This is a genomic window from Alkalibacterium kapii (assembly GCF_007988865.1).
Taxonomy (GTDB): Bacteria; Bacillota; Bacilli; order Lactobacillales; family Carnobacteriaceae_A; genus Alkalibacterium; species Alkalibacterium kapii.
In genome coordinates this window covers 1-1,855 of the sequence record NZ_BJUY01000048.1, presented here as the reverse complement: position 1 = coordinate 1,855, position 1,855 = coordinate 1, and the positions used below count along the sequence as shown (strand labels likewise).

Annotated in this window: 1 protein-coding gene; it reads right to left on the bottom strand. The window is 44.8% G+C overall.

The annotated features are described in order from the left end of the window. Window positions 1-77 precede the first annotated feature (77 nt). Window positions 78-1,466, bottom strand: coding sequence for a group II intron reverse transcriptase/maturase (ltrA, locus tag AKA01nite_RS09175; RefSeq protein ID WP_146925025.1), 1,389 nt, complete (start codon window positions 1,464-1,466; stop codon window positions 78-80). Window positions 1,467-1,855: the final 389 nt, after the last annotated feature.

Below are 1,855 nucleotides of genomic sequence, written 5' to 3'. Positions count from 1 at the left end.
AATCGAGTAGGAGGTAAATAATTAATTTATTTACCGTCCTCTCACACCACCGTACGTACGGTTCCGTATACGGCGGTTCAATATCTTAAGTAAGCAGACTCTGCCAGGTTACGTAGTGAAACTACGTTCCACCGGTAGAGTCTTTTCGTTGTAAGCACCCAATGAACCTCAGGTGTTTTTGACAATCTCCAGTACTTCTTCCTGGAGTAGCCAATGCGTTTGGCACTGTCCATATCTAGACCTAAGCGCATTAGTCTGCTAATCTTGGTACGTGGATTTTTCCATCTCTTTAAAATCAGTTGCCTGATACGGTGATGAAGCCATTTCTCCACTTTCGTTACGAAGGTTTTGATGAAGCCTGTGCCGAAATAATTTATCCAGCCTCTTGTTCGGCTGTTTATCTCTTTGACAATCTCATCAAATGTCCCTGCTCGCTTACGTTTTGTCAAGCGTTTCAAGGTGCGAATGAATTTCGCTTTGGCTTCGTTCGAAGGTCTGTAGCGACAGACCCCATTCACTGTGGTTATCAGACAACCCAAGAACTTTAAACGCGTTGGGGAGCCCACTTTACTTTTCTCTTGGTTGACAGTTAGTTTCAGGTCTTTTTCAATGAAGCGGGTGATGCTTTGGAGCACACGTTCACCGGCTCGTTTTGACTTCACAAAGATGACGAAGTCATCAGCGAAACGGACGAAACGGTGGCCTCTCTGCTTCATTTCTTTATCCAGTTCATGTAAGTATACGTTACTGAGTAGGGGCGATATCACGCCACCTTGTGGTGCGCCTGTGTTACTTTCTACGAATTCGCCAGACAGATCTATGACACCGCTCTGTAAGAACTTACGGATAATTTTCAGAATCATTTTGTCCTGTATATACTGTTCGAGATAGTACATCAGCTTATCATGATTGAGTGTGTCAAAGCACTGTTTCAGGTCACAATCGACGGCTACTTTGTAGCCTTGCTGATAATAGCCGACACACTCTTTCAACGCTGTATGATTGCTTTTCCCTTTGCGGAACCCATGACTGTGTGGGAGGAAATGTTTATCAATGATAGGTTCTATCACTTGCCTGATGGCTTGTTGGACCACTCGGTCCCGTACAACGGGAATACCCAGTTTTCGGATACCACCATTCGCTTTGGGAATTTCCACCCGTCTGACCGGTTGTGGTTTATAGGTACCGTCTAACAGTTTCTTTTTTAAATACGGACTCATTTCCATGATATGTGATTCTATTTCATTAACTGTCATCCCATCTACTCCAGCAGCTCCTTTATTGCGTTTAACAATTTTAGCCGCTTCAAATAGATTCTTCTCACTTACAACGAGCCTCATGAGAGACTCACCATACTTGTCTTTACATTCACCTAGGCGATTACTCCGCACATCTACATACTCTTTCGCTTCCAGCTTATCCCTTTGTAGTTTGCCAACCCGTGGGTTGTTTTCTGCGTTTGTCATAATGCCTAACCTCCAATCTTCAAAGTATTGATATTGTTCGGTCCTTCGGTACATTTTCCCTACTATGACCTCGGCTGACTTCTCGCCATTCGTTGTTACTACTAAGCGCTGACGAGACCTCCCCGGGTAAGAACGACAACCTTCTGCTCATGTCACTGCTTCATTTACTCAATAGAATTCGGGCAGTATCGGACTTCACTTTGTTATGCAAGCTTATCCGTTCTATCAAGCCTTTGTATGAAGTTTCTGTTCGTCAGTGCAAGCATTTGCGTCCGTCTTCCTTCAGATTCCGCCTCACGGCGGACACCCTTGACTTTCGCTAACAGTTCCTACTGCCAAGTCTGTAGTGGACTTTCACCACCAAGTTGTCGCCCATGCCGGGCGCACAT